Origin of the sequence: Coprococcus ammoniilyticus (genome assembly GCF_025567345.1) — a bacterium.
Classification (GTDB): domain Bacteria; phylum Bacillota; class Clostridia; order Lachnospirales; family Lachnospiraceae; genus Coprococcus; species Coprococcus ammoniilyticus.
On record NZ_JAOQJS010000003.1, the window covers coordinates 298,681 to 320,230 of the forward strand.

General features: G+C 42.5%; 15 protein-coding genes. 2 read left to right on the top strand and 13 right to left on the bottom strand.

The window, feature by feature from the left end:
* Positions 1-123 precede the first annotated feature (123 nt).
* From OCV60_RS05940 to glyA, 4 genes are all read right to left on the bottom strand, one after another.
* The gene (locus OCV60_RS05940; RefSeq protein ID WP_262529711.1) at positions 124-4,653 is read right to left on the bottom strand and encodes a fibronectin type III domain-containing protein; all 4,530 of its coding nucleotides are present in this window, start codon (positions 4,651-4,653) and stop codon (positions 124-126) included.
* Positions 4,650-6,389: an autotransporter outer membrane beta-barrel domain-containing protein gene (locus OCV60_RS05945; protein ID WP_262529713.1), complete on the bottom strand. Its 1,740-nt coding sequence runs from the start codon at positions 6,387-6,389 to the stop codon at positions 4,650-4,652. Before OCV60_RS05945 ends, OCV60_RS05940 begins: the two co-directional genes overlap by 4 nt.
* A gap of 247 nt (positions 6,390-6,636) precedes the next feature.
* Positions 6,637-8,214, bottom strand: coding sequence for an LCP family protein (locus tag OCV60_RS05950; RefSeq protein WP_262529714.1), 1,578 nt, complete (start codon positions 8,212-8,214; stop codon positions 6,637-6,639).
* 9 nt (positions 8,215-8,223) lie between these two features.
* Positions 8,224-9,459, bottom strand: coding sequence for a serine hydroxymethyltransferase (glyA, locus tag OCV60_RS05955; protein ID WP_021944825.1), 1,236 nt, complete (start codon positions 9,457-9,459; stop codon positions 8,224-8,226).
* 287 nt (positions 9,460-9,746) lie between these two features.
* On the opposite strand from glyA, the gene rpsT reads away from it, so the two are divergent.
* A complete protein-coding gene (gene rpsT / locus OCV60_RS05960) occupies positions 9,747-10,010 on the top strand; it encodes a 30S ribosomal protein S20 (protein WP_008401332.1) in 264 nt (87 codons plus the stop codon).
* Positions 10,011-10,186: 176 nt separating this feature from the next.
* Here rpsT and holA read toward each other — a convergent pair whose 3' ends face one another.
* Together holA and OCV60_RS05970 are read right to left on the bottom strand one after the other, a co-directional pair.
* The gene (gene holA, locus OCV60_RS05965) at positions 10,187-11,200 is read right to left on the bottom strand and encodes a DNA polymerase III subunit delta (protein WP_262529715.1); all 1,014 of its coding nucleotides are present in this window, start codon (positions 11,198-11,200) and stop codon (positions 10,187-10,189) included.
* A gap of 282 nt (positions 11,201-11,482) precedes the next feature.
* A complete protein-coding gene (locus OCV60_RS05970) occupies positions 11,483-11,866 on the bottom strand; it encodes a VOC family protein (protein WP_021944821.1) in 384 nt (127 codons plus the stop codon).
* Between the two features lie 386 nt (positions 11,867-12,252).
* On the opposite strand from OCV60_RS05970, the gene mgtE reads away from it, so the two are divergent.
* Positions 12,253-13,644: a magnesium transporter gene (gene mgtE / locus OCV60_RS05975; RefSeq protein WP_262529718.1), complete on the top strand. Its 1,392-nt coding sequence runs from the start codon at positions 12,253-12,255 to the stop codon at positions 13,642-13,644.
* A 116-nt stretch (positions 13,645-13,760) separates the two neighbouring features.
* Here the strand turns inward: mgtE and OCV60_RS05980 are convergent, their stop codons facing one another.
* The 7 genes from OCV60_RS05980 to OCV60_RS06010 form a co-directional block, all read right to left on the bottom strand.
* Positions 13,761-14,390 carry a helix-turn-helix domain-containing protein gene (locus OCV60_RS05980; RefSeq protein ID WP_021944818.1) on the bottom strand — a complete coding sequence of 210 codons (630 nt, stop codon included), beginning with the start codon at positions 14,388-14,390 and terminating at the stop codon, positions 13,761-13,763.
* 220 nt (positions 14,391-14,610) lie between these two features.
* A complete protein-coding gene (locus OCV60_RS05985) occupies positions 14,611-14,817 on the bottom strand; it encodes a hypothetical protein (RefSeq protein ID WP_021944817.1) in 207 nt (68 codons plus the stop codon).
* A gap of 109 nt (positions 14,818-14,926) precedes the next feature.
* Positions 14,927-17,482, bottom strand: coding sequence for a ComEC/Rec2 family competence protein (locus tag OCV60_RS05990; protein ID WP_330659703.1), 2,556 nt, complete (start codon positions 17,480-17,482; stop codon positions 14,927-14,929).
* A 122-nt stretch (positions 17,483-17,604) separates the two neighbouring features.
* Complete coding sequence (locus OCV60_RS05995; protein ID WP_262529722.1) at positions 17,605-18,546, bottom strand: GerMN domain-containing protein; 942 nt, start codon at positions 18,544-18,546, stop codon at positions 17,605-17,607.
* Positions 18,547-18,557: 11 nt separating this feature from the next.
* Entirely contained in the window at positions 18,558-20,018 is a 1,461-nt protein-coding gene (locus tag OCV60_RS06000) for a sensor histidine kinase (protein ID WP_262529724.1), read from the bottom strand.
* Positions 20,019-20,067: 49 nt separating this feature from the next.
* The gene (locus tag OCV60_RS06005; RefSeq protein WP_117808803.1) at positions 20,068-20,754 is read right to left on the bottom strand and encodes a response regulator transcription factor; all 687 of its coding nucleotides are present in this window, start codon (positions 20,752-20,754) and stop codon (positions 20,068-20,070) included.
* A gap of 34 nt (positions 20,755-20,788) precedes the next feature.
* Positions 20,789-21,469, bottom strand: coding sequence for a helix-hairpin-helix domain-containing protein (locus tag OCV60_RS06010; RefSeq protein ID WP_262529729.1), 681 nt, complete (start codon positions 21,467-21,469; stop codon positions 20,789-20,791).
* Positions 21,470-21,550: the final 81 nt, after the last annotated feature.

Genomic DNA, 21,550 nt, shown 5'->3' on the forward strand with positions numbered 1-21,550 from the left:
ATATCAGCAGCCAAAATAATATTTATAATTTCACCCATAACAAACAGCCATCGATGCGTTGGAAACGGATCCGTATATGGATCCGGCTTCCTTTTCATCAATGGCTGTTTTTTATTTTCCCGCTTATTTAATCTTCGCTTTTACTTTAACGGAATAAGCACCATATGTTTTTTTCTTATTCAGAGTTTTGTATGCTCTGACCTTGAAATAATATGTCTTTCCTTTTTTCAGGCTCTTCTTTGTCAGATTCAGCTTCTTTGTATCGCCGATCTTCTTATACTTGCCTTTCTTTGAGGTTGCCATATATACCTGATATCCACTGGCACCGGCTACCTTCTTCCAGCTTATCTTACATGCCTTTGATTTTGCTGTCGTCTTTACTGATTTTACCTTTGATGGCTTCGTTACAAATGCCTTACTCTTCTCTTTGCCCTTTATCTTAGAGTTTCCTGACTTCTTATAAGCATATACACTATAAGTGTATTTGGTTCCTGCTTTCAGCTTCTTCGCACTGTAAGAAGATGCATTCTTACCCACCGTTTTTATAAGTTTCTTCTTGCCGGAGCCCTGCTTCTGGTAGATCATATATCCATCTGCATCAGATACCTTCTTCCATGTGATCTTTGCAGAAGTTGTCTTGATCTTGCTTACTGTAATCTTTTTTGTTGTACCAGGCTTCTTCACATTCGGTGTGGTCTTTGCCTTAATCGCAAATGTCTTTGACACACTTCCTGTATAATTGCCTTTTCCGGTTATCACAACCTTCGCTGTACCAACATTTGTATTGTTGGAATATGCTGCCGTGTAATCTGTATTCAGCTTCAGCTCCTTACCTTTTAATGTAACAGTAACTGCAGGTGTTAATGCTTTTCCTGTATAAGTCTGGTCTGCCACCGTTATAACTGCCGCAGACAGATCTGTCTTTGTAACCGGTGTCGTCTGTTTTACAATTGCAAAATACTGTGTCAATGTACCGGTGTAATTTCCATTTCCTGTAATCTGTATCACAGCCTTGGTTGTCGGCTCTGTATTCGACTGATACGATACCGTATAGTCTGCAGATGCTCCGGCGCTCAGCACTGCATTTCTTGCTGTATCCTTGACAATAACGGAAGGTGTGACAGCCTTTCCTGTATAGGATACGCTCTTTGTATAGGACACCGTACATTGCTCTATCTGTTTTGGAAGGATCGTAAAGGTTCCATATCCTGTATTTTTAAAGGAATCCGAAAGACCATTTACCGTGATTCTTGCAGTTCCGGCATTGATATTTTCAGAATAGAGCACACTGTATTCGGATGGATCGATCACTCTGCCGGATACCTTTACTGTAACAGCCGGCTTCTGTTCCCTGCCGTTATAAGTCTGGTTATCTGCTGTTATCTCTGCATCCTTGAGATTGATCTCCTGTTTCTGGATTGAGAAATACCGGTCTATTGTTCCTGTATAATTTCCTTTTCCTGTGATCTTGATCCGTGCAGATGTTGTCACTTCTGTATTATTCTGATAGCTGACATCATAATCAACATTTTGCTTTAGCTCAACTGCTCCATCCATTACCTTTACTTCCGGACAAACCTGTTTTCCTGTATATGACATCAGATTTGCATAAGTCACAGAAACGTCTTTCAGAGGCTTCGCCTGGATTGTAAATTTTTCAGTTATCGTTCCCTTATAATTGCCTTTGCCTGTAACTGTGATCGTTGCAGTTCCGACATTGACATTGTTGGAATATGCCACGTCATAGTTTGCAGCCGCCAGTGATCTTCCACTTATCATAACAGTGAATCCCGGTTTCAGCTCTCCTCCTGTATAGGTATATGGAGAACCCATAACCATGATAAATCCGCCATTATTTATATCAAAAGGCAGAATGGTAAAGTTCTTTTCAACTGTTCCATCATAATTGCCAAGACCTGTTATCTTTGCTTTTGCAGTTCCGGCATTGATGTTATTTGTAAATGCAACTGCATAATCCTTGCCCTTTGTAAGCGTTTTACCGTTAAAGGTTACTGTAATATCCGGACTTAATGCAGATCCTGTGTAAGTCACTGTCCCCACATTCATTACCAGAGAATTATTCAGCGCCTTCTTCGTGATCGCAAAAGTTCCGGTTGTGGTTCCCTTATAATTACTGCCGGTTCCGGTCACAGTAACAGTTGCCGTTCCGACATTGGTATTGCCGGAATATGAAACACTGAATTCTGACAGATTTGTGATCCGCTTTCCACTTGTGGTTGTAAGGCTTACAACTGCCGGTGTAAATGCCGCACCTGTATATTCATATGCCCGCTGTACAAGTGCTACTTCTGCACCTGTAATATCTGCTGCCACGATCTTAAATGTCAGGGATCTTTTACCTGTATATGCTCCGATACCCTGTATCGTAATGGTTGCAGTGGAACCAACCGTCTTATTGTTGGTTACTGTTATAGTATAACTCTCACCTTCTACCAGAGTAACTCCATCCCGTGTGATCCTGAGCTTCGGAATAATGGCTTCGCCTCCCTGATACTCCTGATCTCCGATCGATGCTATGCTGATCGAACGGTCATTGATGTTTGTTACGATCTTTGTGATCTTAAATGTACATGTCTGTGTACCGCTGAAGTTTCCATTTCCTGTGATCCGGATCGATGCACTGTCTGTTTCATTTATATTATTGCTATAGGAAACAGTGTAATCCGTTCCTGCCTTCAGTTCGTAGGAACCATAGGTCAGTTTTACAGAAGGCTTTACCTCGGATCCGGTATATATCATCTCTTTGCTGTATTCTGCTTTACAGGATGTGATAGCTCTGGCTGCGATCGTGAAGGTCGTCTTTGAACTTCCGCTGTAGTTGCCTTTTCCGGTTGCTGTAATCGTTCCTATACCGGCATTAATATTATTTTCATATGATAATTCATAATCTGTATTGGCAGCCAGCGTCGTAGTTCCAATCTTTACGGTTGCTGTCGGCTTCTGCTCACTTCCTGTAAATGTACATGCTGTAATATTACTGAAAACCGCTCCGTTGATTGATTTCTTTGTAACAGTAAATGTTCCTTCTGCACTTCCTGTAAAGTTTGCATTTTTTCCTTTTATAGTTACCGTTGCCGTTCCACAGTTTTTATTATTCGAATAACTTACAGTGAAATTCGTCATACTGGTGTAGGTCTTTCCAGATACAGTTGTAAAGGATGTAACACCCGGAGTCTGTGGCATGCCTGTATATTCATAACTGTCTGCTTCCAAAACAACCTTTGCATTTGTCAGATCAAGTGCAACAACATTAAAGGTTGCTGTTCTTGTTCCTGTATAATCATTGATTCCCGTAATGGTTACTATTGCTTTAGAACCTGCGGTATAGTTATTGGTATAAGTAACCGTATAATCTGTATTCAGAGTAAGGATCGTACCACCATTTCTGACTGTAACAGCAGGTCGGAGTCCCTGTCCTGCATTGTATTCCTGGTCTGCGATCGCATCGACTGTAATCGTTGAAGCATTGACGTCAGTACGATCTCTGGTGATCTTATATGTCAGTACTTTTCTTCCTGTAAAATTACCTTTTCCTGTCACTGTAGCAGTCGCTGCCGTTGTCTCATTTATATTATTGGAATAAGCAACGGTATAATCCGTACCCTCTATTAAGAGCTTCTGACCATATGTGATACGGATATTCGGCGTTACGGCACTTCCTGTCCATTTTACGCTCTCATCATAACTGAACGAGCAATCTGCCAGCGCTCTTGCACTGATCTTGAAATTTATAGATTTCGTTCCACTGTATCCGTTCTTTCCGGTGATCGTAACCGTACCTGTACCACAGTTAACATTTGCGCCATATGAAACGGTGTAATCGCTGTCCTTCGTCAGTGCTTTGCCATCATAGGTCACTGTAACCTCCGGTTTGATCTGTACTCCGGTATAGGTCTGATCTGCAATTGTACTGCACACTGCCCCTGACAGATCCGGCAGGGAAGAAGTGATCGTAAAGTACACAGTTTTGGAACCTGTATAGTTTCCCTTGAACGTAACAATTACCTTTGCAAGATTGCCGGCTGCTACATTATCTTTATAAGATACCGTATAATCTATTCCTTTGGTCAGTGTATATCCATCTGAAGTGACCGACATTACTGTCGGTCTGATCTCTGCACCGGTCTGATCAAAGGATGTCTGATTCAATGTTACCTTTGCTGTATTCGTCACATCCAGAGGATTGACAGTCAATGTACCGGTAACGGTTCCTGTATAATTGCCTTTTCCTGTCGCACTGAACGGTACCGTTCCTGCTGTCTTTGCTACATAGCTTGCAACTGTATAATCGGTTTTATTCGTCAATGTTGTTCTCAGTTCGCTGTCATAAACACTGATCTTTGGTGAAAATACTTCTGCTCCATATTTATATGTTGCAGGCTCTGCCGTCAAAGTCGCCTTTGAAATATCTCTTGGATTGATCTTAAAAGTGAGGGACTTTGTATTTGCATATTTGCCGCATCCACTGATCAGAACCGTTCCATTTCCTGCATTTGTATTTGCGGAATAGGATACCGTATAATCCGTTCCCTGCTTTAATGTCGTGCTTCCATCCTTTACCGTGACAGCCGGTGTCTGTGCCTGTCCATTATATGTACATGAAGTAGGTATCGTTGAAAACCTTACGATCATGTCCGGGTCTGTGCCTGTCCATTATATGTACATGAAGCTACCGTTACCGTTGCTGTTGAGATATCTTTTGTCTCTGTATCTCCACCACTGCTGCTGTTTGATTTGATCGTGAAATATACTGTCTTTGACCCTGTATAGTTTCCTTTGAATGTGACAATTACCTTTGCCGCAGTACCAACCGCAGTATTATTCTGATAGCTTACGGTATAATCGGTTCCTGCCGTTAATGTATGTCCGCCTGCTGTTACTGCTGTAACGGTTGGCTTGATCTCTGATCCTGTCTGCGTAAATTCTGTCTGATTTAATGTAACTGCTGCTACACTTGACACATTCAGTGCATTTACCGTAAAGGTTCCGCTGACCGTTCCGGTATAGTTTCCTTTTCCGGTTGCTGTGATCGTTACATTTCCAACATTTACTGCATTATAACTTCCTATCGTATAATCGGTATTATTCGTTAATGTTCTTCCGAGTCCGTTATCTTTGACTGTGATATTAGATGATGTAACTGATGCTCCGTAATTGTAGGTTTCTGTCGCTGCTGTCAGCGTTGCATTCGACAGATTTCTTCTTGCAATTGTAAATGTCGCTGTCTTCGTATTCCTATACTTGCCGCATCCGGTGATCGTCACTGTTCCGGTTCCGGCATTGGTATTGGATGCATACTGTACGGTGTAATCCGTTCCCTGTCTCAGTGTTGTACTTCCGTCTTTTACGGTAACTGCCGGTGTCTGAGCGGTTCCGTTATAGGTACAGGATGCTACCGTTACGCTTGCTGCCGAGATATCTTTCGTTCCTGTATCTCCGCCACTGCTGCTGTTTGTGATCGTAAAGTTTACTGTCTTTGTTCCTGTATAACAATTTATACCTGTAATTGTTACAGATGCCGTTCCTGCATTGGTATTATTGCTGTAAGAAAGAGTATAGTCAACACCTTCTTCCAGATACTGATAATCATTATTCTCATCCAGCCAGGAGTTCACATCGGCAATCGTTACCGATGGCTTCTTTTCCTTTCCATCATAGCTGTAATTGGAATTGCTTAGTGTGATGATCTGATCCTGGATATTGGCAGCCTTCAGATACCAGGTATAGGTTTTGGAACCACTGAAATTATTCATTCCCTTAATCGCTGTCGTTCCCTTAGAACCAATCTTCAGATAATTCTCTGAAAGAGTAACATTCTCATAATAATCTTTCTCTGCTACCAGAACCTTTCCATTCCAGGTAACCGATTCGACTGTCGGAGAATTTGCCAGATTCTTTACATATGGAACATAATACTTGCCGGATACAAGTGTCGTATCGGATGCAAATTTGACCGTTGCTTTATTGATCGGTGTGACACGGATCTTGAATTTTGCCGTATTGCTTCCTGTATAACCCTTTTCCGGTTTACCGGTTATCGTCGCCACGGCAAGCTCAGTTGCAGTTGACACGTTCACGTTGTTTGTGTATACCACATCATAACAGTCTGACGGTACTTCCTCCCCATCTACCTTTACCGTAACCGGTGCTTCGATCGCCTCGCCGGTATAATAATTACCAAGACCGGTTTCCGTCGTCGCTACAACAGTAACCTTATGTGCTCCATCCTTTCCGGACAGGTCGATCAGATCCGCTGCCTTCACCCGACCTGCAAATGGAATTCCTGCCCCGCCATACGGCACGATCATCGTGATGACCATGACAACGGTAAGGAACCATGCTGCTGCTCTTTTTCCATGTTCTCTCATGCTTCTAAAATGCCCTCCTTGCTGTTATGCCCGCTGTATTATACACTTTATACAAGATGTCTCTACATTTGTACTGCCCCTCTGTGCATATTTTTCATTTCATCCTGTCTCTTATGATATTGCATAAAAAAATACCCCAAATGCAGTTCCGCGCAAACAAAATTTAAGTGAATTTTACCATTTTTTGCATGCCGCTTCAATCCGCATTTGGGATATTTTTAATTTTTATTTTATATAATATGTCACACTAACTGGTTGGAATATAGAAAATATCCAGCATCTCTTCTACCAGACTTCCCGTATCCACCTGATACTCATCAAAATGAGCAGGGCGTTCATACGTTCCCGGAAGCTTCTGTATATCCTTCTCTGCAACTGCTATATCCATTCCACGCATTCTGCTGAACAGATACAGGCAGGCATCTCTGTCCAGATTCGTCTGCAGATATGGACTTGCTGCCTCGTATACCTTCTTTATGATTCCCTTATCATCGGAATAGCACTGTTCAAACCGCTCCAGCCAGCCTGCCAGATACTGACTCTGACGTTCCATCCGTCTGCCATGTTCGCCGACTGCATCCGTTACCGTATCCATCTTTTCCAGATACCGGTATGCGTCATTGCCCTGTAAGGTGACTACATCCTTCTCAAAGACATTCTCACTGATCGTATCTCTGGCTGTCAATGTTACCCCGCTCAGGACGTCATTGATATCTGCCATTGCATCCATATCAAGTGCCACATAACCGTTGATTGGAAGATTATACATCAGTCCGGATACCGCATGTGTAAAATTCTCACAACTGACGATCTCGCCATCCCCATAACCATATGCCAGTCCGATCTGCATCCGGTCTGTAAGTGCTGTTTTTCCTTCTATGGTTTTAATATCCACATCTGTCATACTGTCACGATTTATATTAATAACGTGAAGCTTATCATTTCGAAGATCAAATACCATCAGGAAGCACAGATCGATCCTTCCGCCATACCGGACATATTCAGAACCATTTGCATCCGAATAAGTCAGGGCATCATCTCTGTCTCTGAGATCAGCTTCCGTCGTGGATTCTGTATCCTCTGAGGCTTTCTTTGATTTTTTCTTTGACTTCTTTGACTTTTTGGACTTTGTTTCTTCCGTTGCCGCCTCTGTCGTCTTCGGTTCTTCGTTCTTTTCCGGTTCCTTCGGCACATACTCGGAATTATCCACGCCAAATACCAGAATCGATACGCTATCTGTATTATAAACGTAGTTCTTTCCTTTATATGTGATAGCCGTTGATGAAGATCCGTCAGTATGAAAGCTCACCTTTTCTCCCTGCGCATTTTCTGCCAGCCGGTTCTTTCCATTCATATACATTCTTGCAAATATACCGGCAGGGATCCCGGTCACAACCAGAATCACAACAAGCAGGATCACACAGATCTTTTTCCGGAGGCTCCATGGATCCTTCAGCTTTTTGGGTGCATGTACCGGTCTGGATTCCAGTTCCGGATCCAGCTTCTTCTTTTCCCGTTTCGCTTTTTCTGCCTTCTTCTGGAAAAATTCTTTTCTGATATCCTCTGTCTGGATGCCTTCGGCAGCGATCTCTTCCTGCGTTTCCTGCACGATCTCTTTTATAAGCTGATCGACCGCTTCCTCACCAGTCTGTGGAACCGGAGCAGCAGCCGGCTCTTCCGTCCGGCTGACCGGACGGCTGTTTTCGGTTTCCTGTTTTACTTCTGTCTTTTTTCCTTCTGACTCTTTTTCTTCTGACTGTCCATCCTGCAATGCTTCTGCAAGCCGGATCGCTTCTAACAGCTTCTCGTCAAATAAATCTTCCATATAACAACCTTATGCATACAGTGGATATTTCTCTACAATACTCTTAACAAGTGCTTCTGCTTTTGCCTTGTCATCATCAATCACTGCTGCCTTGATTGCCTCAGCAATTGTCTCCATATCAGCTTCATTTGCACCTCTGGTTGTAACCGCCGGTGTTCCGATACGGATACCGCTTGTTACAAACGGAGATTTTGGATCATTTGGTACTGTGTTCTTATTTACAGTGATATGAACCTCATCTAAAAGCTTCTCTACTTCTTTACCGGTACGATCCAGGTTCTGAAGATCCACCAGCATAAGGTGGTTATCTGTACCGCCTGATACGATATTGAAGCCTCTTGCCATTAATGCGGATGCAAGTGCTGCTGCATTCTTTACAACCTGTGCCTGATACTCCTTATATTCCGGCTGTAATGCTTCCTTTAAGCATACTGCCTTACCTGCGATGACATGCATCAGAGGTCCACCCTGGATACCAGGGAATACTGCCTTATTGAAGTTGAATTTCTCATTGATTTCGTTGCTGCACATGATCATACCACCTCTAGGTCCGCGAAGTGTCTTATGTGTAGTAGTTGTTGTAACATGTGCATATGGAATCGGGCTCATATGAAGTCCTGCTGCTACAAGACCTGCGATGTGTGCCATATCTACCATCAGATATGCTCCAACCTCATCTGCGATCTCACGGAATCTCTTGAAATCGATTGCTCTTGCATATGCAGATGCACCCGCTACGATCAGCTTTGGCTTGCATTCCTTTGCGATCTCAAGAACTTTGTCATAATCTATAAAGCCATCATCATTTACACCATAAGGTACACAGTGGAAATATTTACCGGACATATTTACAGGTGATCCATGTGTCAGATGTCCGCCATGATCCAGATTCATTCCCATAAATGTATCGCCAGGATTTAAAATAGCGAAAAATACTGCCATATTGGCCTGTGCTCCGGAATGTGGCTGAACATTTACATATTCACATCCAAATAATTCTTTTGCACGCTCTCTGGCAAGATCTTCCACTACGTCTACATACTGGCATCCGCCATAATATCTCTTTCCAGGATAACCTTCTGCGTATTTGTTAGTCAGATGGCTTCCCATGGCTGCCATAACTGCCTTTGATACGATATTCTCTGATGCGATCAGCTCCAGATTGTTATTCTGTCTGTTCAGTTCATCCGTCATTGCTGCCGCAACTTCCGGATCCACTTTTGTAATTTCATCAAATCCAAACATTTTCTTACCTCCTGGTATGTAATAATATATAACGCATTAATAGAGACAGTATACCATGTCCTCCCTTTCCATACAAGCCAACAAGTAATAGAAATAGGATAGAAATAAAATTGATGGGAATAAGATCCGATCTTATTTTTCAGAAATGGAAATATTTTCACTTCGCCCCTTGACAAATAAATTTCTCTATACTAATATTGATGAGTATGTTTACATTGAATTGTCCGTGTCCGGTTTTAATGTAAAAACCTTATTATAATCTATAATTCAAATGGAGGTAGAGAATTTTGGCTAACATCAAATCTGCAAAGAAAAGAATTGAAGTAATTGACAAGAAGACTTTAAGAAACAAGATGATCAAGTCTAAGGTTAAGACAGTTATCAAAAAGGTAGAAGCTGCTATCGCTGCTGGTGACAAAGAAGCTGCTCAGGCAAATCTTCTGGTTGCTATCTCAGAGATCGACAAGGCTGCTTCAAAGGGCGTTTACCACAAGAACAATGCTTCTCGTAAAGTATCACGTCTTACAGCCGCTGTCAACAAGATGGCTTAATCTGACTCATATATATTTTTATAATTGATTACATATGTAAGGCTGCACATATATAATCAAAACCGTCAAAAAAAACAGAACCCTTGAGGTTCTGTTTTTTTGTGTAATAATTCAGTCTCCAGACTATAATAATACCTGTGATATACAATGATATAACGATGTTCGTGTAGCTCCGGCTACCGGCTCAATGATATCAACAGCACTTCTACTGCCACTACATCCGATGCCTGACTGGTCTTTAATTTGTAGTCGGTATCCTGACAGGCTTCCATAATCTTCTTCAGTTCCTGTTCCGAATAATTCCGGCACTGTTCCGCATATTTCTTCACCGACCATGACGGAATGCCAAGCACCGATGCCGTATCTGCATAATTTTTATTCTCGGCAAGACACATCTTTGTCTTTAATAACAGATCATACTGTCTGGCGATCAAAAACAGAATCCGCATCGCAGGCTCCCTGTTTTCAAGCAGTTCATGATACAGGTGAAGTGCACGATCCTGCTGTTTTCTGGATATGGCATCGATCATCTCAAATATATGTCCCTCCGAATTGCCAACGCAGAGAGCTTCCACATCGGATACCGTTACATCCTCCCTGTCTACCGTATAGCTTATCAGCTTATCAATCTCATTCTTGATCGAATTCATATCTGATCCGGTATGCTCGATCAGGGAACGGATCGCATCATCGGTTATCCGTTTTCCTTCTCCCTTGAACATTCCCTTAACCCATACAGCAAGCGTCTTCTCATTTAGTGTTTCAAAGCACAGAGCTTCTCCCAGCTTATCAACGGTTTTATATAATTTATTTCTCTTATCAATTTCTGACTCAACAAACAGGATCAGCGAAGTATCCGGCAGCTCTTTGATCCGCTCCGCAAATTCCTCACAGCTCTTTTTAAACAACCCGGTCTCTTCTGCCAGCACCACGCGCCGATCAGCGAAGAATGGCATCGTCTCGCAGAAGCCTATGATCTCCATCGGATCGATCTTCTCCCCTGCAAACTTTGCAAAATTCATATTGTCCTCACGGTCTGTTACCGCCGAAAGCAATTTGTCCCTGTACTGGTTCACAAGATATGTTTCATCTCCGTATAACAGATATACCGGAGCATAGCTTTCGTTCTTTATATGCTCGTTGATAACCGCCATTGCATCCTTGCCGCTCTGTTTTTTTCCTGCTGCCATAGCTATGTCTCCTTTCTTTCCTGTTCCAGTCCATTATGCCAAATACCGATTTGATTTTCAACACCTGTCTCACATTCTTTCCGGCTCTGTTTATGCCCCTTCCATAATACAGATGATCACGCCATGTTCCAAATGCTTTTGTTACCAGATCAAGCACAGATCCTACCCGACCCGCTGCCATGACTGTTCCGATTCCCACACTGCCAATGTTATGTATTGCGACCAGCCGGATTCCCAATCGATCTTTTCACTTCATTTTTTCTCTCACGTTTCTCTTGTCCTTCAGACCGTGATCTCGATCTGATTATCCTCGATACCTAGAACACAGCTCTCATAATATCCATCACCTGTCACCCGTGGTCCGCTGACAACTTTATATCCGTCCTCTTCCAGTCTTTTCGTCAATGCATCGACTTTCTCTCTGCTTCCAACTGAAAAAGCGAGATGAATATACCCTGTTCGTGCCAGCTCTTTTCTCACATTGGATACCCGTGGTTTCTGCATGATCTCCAGTCTTGCTCCATCCTCAAAGCTTAAAAAATACGACTGAAACTCTGTTTTCGGATTATAATACTGTTCTCCCGCAGCAGCATCAAAATACTTTATAAAAAATTCTTTTGTCTTTTCCAGATCCTCTACATACATTGCAACATGCTCGATCCGCATTTCTGATATCCTCCTGTTTTCTATGTATTTTAAAAATATAACCTAAATATAAAATTTACCCAATCCGAATTATCCAGGTTGTCAATTCAACTCTTTTCTGTTATAGTAGCAAAGGTTTTTGAGAATATCAAATACCAAAATCTAAAATTCGATTTTCAAACGGAGGTGAATTTTCATGGATAGTTGCGATCGTATTGGACGAAGTAAAATATGCGATGTTATGATAAGAAAGCATAAATGGATGTGGCTGTCTATGAAGATCCGATAACCCCATCTTATATTGTTGTGTGCCTTTTCATACATCGCATCAGACGATCCTGACCATCCGGTCTTCACACTGAGACGATGTATTTTTATGTCTGAAAACAGGCAGGAAGGAGGTCACAATGACAAAAATCACAGTATTTAAAAAAGATTATGTAACAGAACTCGTAAAAATCATCCGTAATGCAAAGAACGCACAGGTATTGCAGAAGCATTTGGCAAACTATCACGACAAAGATGTCGCAGAAGCAATCACACGGCTAAACGAAACAGAACGAATGCACCTGTACACTATGATCGGCACCCCACGGCTTGCAGAGATCTTCTCTTATCTGGATGATGCCAAGCCGTATCTGGATGAACTGTCACTTGATAAAGCCGCAAGAGTCATATCCGATATGGATGCGGATGATGCTCTGGATATTCTGGATGAACTTTCCGCCGAGCAACAACAGGAAATGGTTGCCCATCTGGATGATGATTCCCGGAGAGATGTAAAGAAGCTGCTTTCTTACGAAGACGATGAGATTGGAAGCTGCATGACGAACAATTATATCTGTATTCCGGACACCTTATCCATCCGTGAAGCTATGAGTACACTGGTTCGGCAGGCAGGAGAACATGACAATATCTCGACGATCTATACCACTGATATAAATGGTCAGTTTTCCGGTGCTATCGATCTGAAAGATCTGATCATCGCACGGGAAAATGACTCTTTGTCAAATATTATCAGCCGCTCCTATCCGTCTGTATATGAGCATGTGAAGATTGCAGACTGTATCGAAGATCTCACCGATTATGAAGAGGATTCCATCCCGGTTTTATCGGAAAACGGAACCATTGCCGGTATCCTGACTGCAAATGATATCGTGGAACTGGTGGATAATGCTATGGGTGATGACTACGCAAAGCTCGCCGGTCTTACATCCGAAGAAGACCTGAACGAACCAACCTTTACCAGCATGAAAAAGCGTCTGCCATGGCTCATAATCCTTCTGTTCCTTGGCATGGCGGTATCCTCTGTGGTAGGAATGTTTGAATCCGTTGTTGCGGTGCTTCCAATCGTAATATGCTTCCAGTCCCTTGTCCTTGATATGGCTGGAAATGTCGGCACACAGTCCCTCGCTGTTACGATCCGTGTACTTATGGACGAAGACCTGAGTACTAAAAAGAAGCTTTCCCTTCTTATCAAAGAAATGAAGATCGGCTTCTTAAATGGTGCAAGCCTTGGAATCATGGCACTCCTGTTTTTAGGAATCTATATCCACTATTTTAAGAAATATATATGGGCATCTGCATTCCTGATCTCTGGCTGTGTCGGCATCTCGCTGATCGTTGCAATGGTGATCTCAAGCTTTGTCGGAACTATCATTCCTATGTTCTTCCACAAGATCCATATTGATCCTGCGGTTGCTTCCGGTCCACTCATTACAACGGTCAATGATCTGGTTGCCGTGATCACCTACTACGGACTGGTAATGGTATTTTTAATCAATATTTTTCATATTTAGGTTTTGAATCTTCATCGTTCCGGCAAAAGACAGGTTGTTTTCTATAACAGAAATTACTTATCTTTTACCGGAACTTTCTTTACATCGTGTTTCTATTTTCTTTTGTCGGAACTTTTTTACATCATATTTCTATTTTCTTTTGCCAGAACTTTTTTACACCAGGTTTTTGTTCCGCATTTTGGACATTTCAAATATCTGGTTGAAATCATATGCATTCCCATTGTATATGCACCAAAGGTCGGAACAAACAGCTCATTGCAATGACGACATTTATAATAACCGATGGTGCGCTCACCTTCCATCGCAACCATAAGTCCACAACCAAATATAACACATGCGATCACTATCAGTAATATCTTAACCGGTACTGCGATCACCTCTGTATACACTGCAACAACCATGATCAATGTAATAAATGATATCGTTGCAATTAAACCCGTTATAATTGTAGGAATTAATTTCTTCTTGTTTTCTTCTCTTTCTTTAATCATATTCACCATATTTTCCTCCGCTTTCTTTTGATATTCTTCCTCAGACACTCTTGCACCGGACAACAGTTCATTTACCGTAATGTCCAGTTCCTTACATAAAGGTAATAACAGAGACACTTCCGGGAATCCCTTTCCACATTCCCATTTGGAAACTGTTTTATCACTGATATTCAGTTTTTCTGCAAGCTGCTTCTGTGTACAACCTTTTCTTTTTCTTTCCGCTGCAATAAACCTGCCTATACTGATCTGATCCATATCTGCCTCCTTTCTGACCAGATTATTACATACCTGCATCCGGCATCATACCCATAAAGCGTAGAAAATGGTGAATTTCTGCGGATTCTACGCACTGTAGAGTATAGTTTGCCACTTCTTTATACTAATTATATCATGTGCTTCGCACATTCTATGCATTCCGCAAAATCAGCATCCTTGCGAGCAAATAATTTTGCGTTCATTATATCAAATGTGTCATTTATCCGAAATAATATTCTGCCACTTGCTCTATTCTTTCCATTCCGATAGGACAAGCACTGGTTTCATATGTCATAATTAAATTAATAGATGGTATTATTCCATTATCACAATATGTTTTTATTTTCCTGCAGGCAGGACTCGCATATTCCGGATTGTCCATCATACCGAAATGTTCCCAATAATAATACTCTCCTGCACTCTTCAAATACCACTTATATCCTTTTCCATTTTTGGCACATATTAATTCTTCTTTCGGAAATGTTTTCTCTCATATACCCATCATTTCATTTGGGGCTTGGTATCAATGCTTAATTTTATCCTCCGTACCCATGAAGCATAATTTTTCCTGCCCGTATCTGCAAAATTACAGCGCCGCTGCTGTCGGTGCGGTAAACCTCCGCACCAGCAGCCTGCAGTCTCTCCAGCGTTTCTTTATGCGGGTGACCATACCGATTCTTTTTTCCACAACTGATCACCGCATACTGCGGCTTTATATATTGAAGAAATGACTCCGAGGTTGCATATCTGGAGCCATGATGCCCTGTTTTTAAAACATCAACCGCATCCAATCTTCCAGTCTCTGTCATCTGCTGTTCTGCTGTTTCCCCTGCATCGCCTGTAAACAAAAGACGAAAAGAACCGACACTTGCCTGCAGCACAAGAGAGGCTTCATTTGCATCTGTGTGAACATCCGATTCTCCCGGATATATGCATGCGATCCGAAATATCCCGGAAGCTCCAGCTTCCGGTTCAGAAAATATGCTACCCGCATCCATATATAAAACCTCAGTTCCATGCTGTTCTGCCTGATTGATCAGTTCCAGCAGTCCTTCCCGGTCGCCATATTCCGCCACAACAAGATTCCGGATCCGAATCCCGGTATGCTCCAGCTCATATAATTCCTGAAGCCCGGATATATGATCTTTATCCCCATGTGTTATAAAAACATAATCCAGTTCTGCCATCCCATAATACCGAAGAGCAGGAAGCAGAACATATTCTCCTACCGTCTTATTATCCGATGAACCACAATCGATCATAATATTCGTTCCCTGTTCCGTCCGGATCAGTATGCCATCCCCCTGCCCGACATCCAGAAAAGCAACCGTAAATGGACGGTCGAGCACGCTTCCTGCATATATACAGAATATCAGCACGGCAAAAATCTCTGCGATCCCATACCGGATTTTTCTGTGTTTCCGTTCCTTTATCGTCTGCTGATCACACTTTTCTTCCACTGCCTGATTTCTACGGACCTGCCATTTTGACTTTTTTACGATTTTTCGAGTCTGTTTGCCTTCCGTTCTGTCTCCTCTATCTGCTCTCATCCTGGTCATAAAATATAAGGATATCAGTAACGCAATATAATAACCCACCACCAGCTTCACCGGAATATGTCCGATATTGATACAGGCTCCGGGAAGCTGTTCCATCCCCTGACACAACATTTCATATAACCACAAAATCCCCTTCACCGGAATCGTAAGCCATCCGGCCGCCTGAAGTGACATGCAGCCACAGATAACCGTTCCGATCCCACCGGTCAGGACGACCGATACACATGGCACAACGATCAGATTTAATAAAATACCATACAATGGAAACTGGTAATAATAGTAGACGATCACCGGCAAGGTCGCCAGAAAGGTTGCCATGCTGACAGTAAGCGATTGCCGGATTTTCTCCCCTGCGCCAAATATGTGTTGCAACACCGTCCCTGCACCAAGCTTATTGATTAGGTCAGCACTTCCCCTTTTGCTAAATACCTGTTGTAACACCGGCACGATCACAGCTATCCCGGTTATCGCTGCAAATGAAAGCTGAAATCCGGCATCTAATACAACATAAGGATTTATCACCGACATCCATACCCCGGCAATTCCTGTTGAGGTCAGAAGATCCACCGAACGCCCAATGGCTTTCCCAAATAACAGGAGCCCCATCATAATGATCGCCCGCATCGTTGATCCTGCAAGTCCGGTCATCTGTCCATACAGAATAACCAGAATACTGCATCCAATTCCCGCACTCCAGTAGGAAACTCCCCATTTTCGCATACGCCGATACAAGGTCATACCAATGATCGCAATATGTAATGCCGATATTGCAAGAATATGTGCAATACCATTCAACTGATACATCCGTTTCACGTCACCGTCCATCCCCTGCCGTTCACCCAGAAGCATCGCCCGTATCACAGATGCATCCTCCTCGCCGTATAAGTTACCAATTACATCTGATATCCGTTTTCGGAGCTTCCGGAGCCCCGCCCGTATATGCGAGTACTGTTTTCCTGTTTTCTGCAGCTCTGCATCTGAAAGTATAAGAAAGATCCCCTGGCTCCTGTAGTATCGATATGCATCAAAGGCTCCCGGATTTCCCGCATGCTCCGGCTGTTCAAATCTGCCGGCAAATACTGCCTCCTGTCCCGGATACAAGGTTATACCTTTCTCCACATACACAAGCAGCTTCATATTTTCATGAAACCCAGTCCATTCTTCACCGGACATTCCTCTTGCATCCACGATCTTAATAAAGACCTGCTGCCTGTTTTCCGTTTCCTTTATCTCGTATATCGTTCCGGAAATTGTTCCGGAACAACCGTTCAGCCGGGAAGCATATTGTTCCTGCTCATGCAATATGTTGATATTCATATACCCCATTCCGGCAAACAGCACATATATGAGAATTCCGACAGTTATTCTTACTGTTCGTTTTACATCCACACTCCGCTTTGTCTGTCTTCGCCTGTCCGACATCCGTATTTTTTCATCCCGGCCGGACTCTTCTTTCTGTTTTTGCTGTTTTTGCCTTTTTCCCTGTTTTTGCCCTTTTTCTCCCGTAAACAGAAAAAAGGCTGCAACTATCATTGCAGCCAAAGTAAACCACCTGCTGCCAGCAATCGCCTCCGCCTCTCCAAGCATAAATGCACATGCGGCCCAAAATAGTGGTCTTTTTATTTTCTTTTCCTCCGCTATCTGTCAGTACCTGTCTAATTACACATTGAATAATTCGCTGTGTATGTCTCTGAGAAATCCAAATTCTCTCCATATACAAGATCCTGACTGCCTTCTACCTCAAATACAACACCATCCACATCTGACAGCTCTGTCAGAGAATCAACCAGCGAATAAATGATCACTTTGTCATCATAATCACCGACATGATCCAAAAAGGTCTTGCTGAAATTAACATAACACACCCGATCCAACACATAGATATCAAGAATATCTACATCCTTATCGATCGGACTCTTCCATTCCTGGGAATTCCGAAGTGCTTCCATGATCTGTTCCTCCGGTGCTTTGTAAGACAACGCATCAATCTCCGTCGTATGCTTATCCAGCCGTTTTCCGGTATTATCCGGCGTATAGATCGTCACGGAATAAGAAGCCTCCATAAAATTATCACCGATCGTTGAAAATGATTCCGCATTGTAAACACTTGTATCTACCTTCTTCTCTCCAATCAGATCCGACAATTCAAATGAAACCCCTGAAATACCATTTACCTGACACAGGGTTTTTGTAAATGCCATTTTACACAACAGGATCTGATAATTCTCTGCGGTATCATAATCCAGATTGAACATGATCGTTACCAGTCCTTTTCCATCATAAGAATATCGCTGATAAGTCATTCCATCTGCAACCGGAATCTTATAAAGCTGCTCGTCTTCTGTTGATATCAACAGATTCATCAGCTTATCTATCACATTTTCCGTTGATTCCAACTGATCGATCTTCGTATCATAGACAGAAAACTCTGTCCATTTCTGATTCATATAATATACGGAATATGTCTGCATCCCGGCATCCGTACCGGTATCTGTTCTCCGACTCTCCGCATGTCCACTTTTCCCACATCCGGTCATAGACAGCAGAGCCACAACTAACAGCATCCCGCTTATAATATGCATGATCCGTTTCTCCATCTTCTGCTCCTTTATTTCACATAGTTCATCGGAACACGTACTGTAAATGTAGTTCCCTTTCCAGGCTCACTGTACACATTTATAATACCCTTATGCATAACGATAATATTCTTTGAGATTGCAAGTCCAAGACCGGTCCCTCCGGTATCCCTGCTTCTCGCCTTATCTACTCTGTAGAAACGTTCGAATATATGCTCTACACAATCCTCCGGAATACCAACACCGGAATCGGCAACCTTAATATACAGATTCTTATGATCGGCATTCAGGGATACGCGGATCCATCCGCCATCCACATTATATTTGATTCCATTTTCGATCAGATTGGAGATTGCCAGCGTAAACTTCACCTTATCAATATCAGCTTCCACTTCCCGGAAGCTTTCAAATGTGATCTCAATGCTTCTCTTTTCTGCCAGAGGCGTCAACCGTTTCAGAATAACCTCCATCAACTCATTGATATCCACCCGCTCGATATTCAGGCTGTCTGATCCCTTATCTGTCTTGACCAGCGTCAGCAGATCACTGATGATCTGCGCTTCACGGTCAATCTCTAAAACAATATCGTTCATGAATTCCCGGTACATCTCAACCGGAACATTATCCTGCATCAAGATCGATTCTGATAAAACCTTCATTGAAGTAATCGGTGTTTTCAGCTCATGTGATACATTTGATACAAATTCCTGCCGGGATTCCTCCAACAACTGCGATTTGGCAAATATCCCATTCATATTGTCAACAACGCTCCCAGCTTCTCGCCATAAGCCATCCGATGAAATCTGTCCCAGAAATCCATCCTTCATATTTACAAGTTGACTCTTGATCTTTCTGGTATCACGAACCGCCATATAAGAAATGAAAAATGCTGTCAGCACCCCGATCACCATAAAAATACAGATCAAGATATTGGCACGGTATGACAAATACCCTCTTTCATTTTCCATGCTTTCCAGACTGACTGCGATCACAGCTACATCATCAATATAACCTTCCCGGTTCACCACAGGAAACATATACTCAATGTAGGACTGTTCCCGTACCAGCCGTTCGTCTCTGTCTCCCTTCATGATCTCATAGATATCATTATTCATGATATAGGTATCCTTCAACAGACGAAAGCTGTCATAGGCTACCCTGTAATCAGTATCTACGATCATAACTCTGGCAGACAGGCTGTACGCCAGAGTGTTCATACCATGAAAAGTCTTGCTTGTACCTTCTGTTTCCGAATTAATATCATTGATCAGATATTCCAGATTTTTTGCGTTTTCCTGCAACAGTGTTTCACAATCACTATATCTCTGATTCAACATCAACTGCAGCAGAACCGTTTTCATACTGATTGAGATCAGATAAAAACCTGCCATGATCATTACAAAGATAACAACCTGAAGACTGATCCTCCGTCTACTGTTTCTCCAGATATTTTTATTCTTATTTTCTACATTTTCATCTTTACTTTTTTCCATTCCAAAAAAATCCAGTAAGATAGGAATGCTTTACGCATTCCCTGTCTCATCATCCTTTAAAATAGTAGCCAACGCCCCATTTTGTATGAATATACACCGGCTCACCCGGATTCTCCTCAATCTTCTCACGAAGTCTTCTTACATGAACATCCACAGTTCTGGCATCTCCCGGATATGTACTGCCCCAGATCGTATCTAACAGTTCATTTCTGGAATAAACCTTATTCGGATGCGCCATCAGAAGCTCCAGCAAATCGAATTCTTTTGCTGTCAGATTCAGTTCCTTTCCATGAACAAATACACGGCGGCTATCCAATTCTACCTTCATGCCATTGATTTCTAAAATATTTACCGGTTTTACAGGCTCTGCCTTTTTTCCGCTTCTTCTTAAGATGGCTTTGATCCTTGCCTTTACCTCCAGTATGTTAAATGGTTTGGTGATATAATCATCTGCACCATATTCAAGACCCATGATCTTATCCATATCCTCACCCTTGGCCGTCAGCATAATGATCGGAACATTGGAAAATTCACGCACCATCTGACATACTTCAATCCCGGTATAAACCGGAATCATGATGTCTAACAGAACGATATCATAATCATTGTTTTTGATCTTCTCAAACGCCTCTCCGCCATCATATGCCACGTCTACTTCCATATCATCCTGTTCCAGACTGAATTTCAGACCTTTCACGATCAGTTTCTCATCATCTACGACCAATACCTTTTTCATACCAGATTTCCACCTTTCCTTTGTTTCTATATCTCTACCGACCCACGCAAATATCGTTTTTTATCTTCTGAAATAAATTCTCTCCGATACCATTCACATTCATAATATCTTCTGTTTTTTCAAATGCACCCTGTGTCTCTCTGTAAGTTATGATATTCTCCGCCTTTGCTTCACCAATCCCGGACAATGACATCAGTTCCTCTTTCCCGGCAGTATTGATATTCACTACTCCCGCTTCCATTGTCTGTCCGTTCGTTTCTGTTTCCGGATCCTGCCAGCGTTCCGGCTGCTCCTGCACCTCTTCCTCCGTCGGAAAATAAATCCTCTGTCCATCCTCGATAAAGTCTGCAAGATTTACCACCTGCTCCGCAGCATTCTCTGCAAATCCGCCTGCTGCAAGAAGTGCATCATTGATCCTTGCACCTATCGGGAGTTCATATACCCCTTCTTGTTTTACTGCCCCACAGACAAATACACAGATTCCTGTGTCTTTTATAGCTTCTGTGTCTATTATGGCTTCTGTGTCTTCCTGATCCCTTTCTGTAACAGAACCTACCACGGCGTCTTCGGCATATGCCGTATCATTCTGTGAACCGGTATTCTGCTCTGTTGTCTCAAGTATCATGCCATTTTTCCGACATCCGACCAGAGTAATCCCGGACAACAACATCCATCCGGCAAGTCCTACATATAACAGTTTTTTCTTTATTATCATACCTGCATACCTCCTTGATATGCCGGTACACTCATGCACACCCCCATTTTAACGAACTTCGATTCCTTTTACAATAGCAAA